This window comes from Aestuariirhabdus haliotis, assembly GCF_023509475.1.
Lineage (GTDB): Bacteria > Pseudomonadota > Gammaproteobacteria > Pseudomonadales > Aestuariirhabdaceae > Aestuariirhabdus > Aestuariirhabdus haliotis.
In genome coordinates this window covers 1-349 of the sequence record NZ_JAKSDZ010000117.1, presented here as the reverse complement: position 1 = coordinate 349, position 349 = coordinate 1, and the positions used below count along the sequence as shown (strand labels likewise).

General features: G+C 49.3%; 1 protein-coding gene. It reads left to right on the top strand.

All coding sequences use genetic code 11. From position 1 onward, the window contains the following. On the top strand, nt 1-349 hold a 349-nt coding region (locus MIB40_RS19515), incomplete at both ends, for a transposase (protein ID WP_249697185.1).

Genomic DNA, 349 nt, shown 5'->3' with positions numbered 1-349 from the left:
ACTCTGCATCAATTGATCGATCACCATATTGACCTGTCGGCCTTTTACGATAAGTACAGCAATGATACTGGCGGACGGTCCGCTTATGATCCCGCGATTCTGCTCAAGATTATTCTGTTCGCGTACTCCAAAGGCATCACTTCCAGTCGTGAGATTCAGTGGCAGTGCGAACACAATATCATCTTCAAAGCCCTGTCTTGCGATTCGGTTCCCCACTTTACCAGTATTGCCAGCTTCGTCAGCAGTTACCCAGAGGCGATTGAATCGATTTTCGAACAGGTGTTGCTGGTGTGCGATCAGCAAGGCTTGCTGGGCAATGAACTCTTCGCCATCGACGGCTGCAAAATGC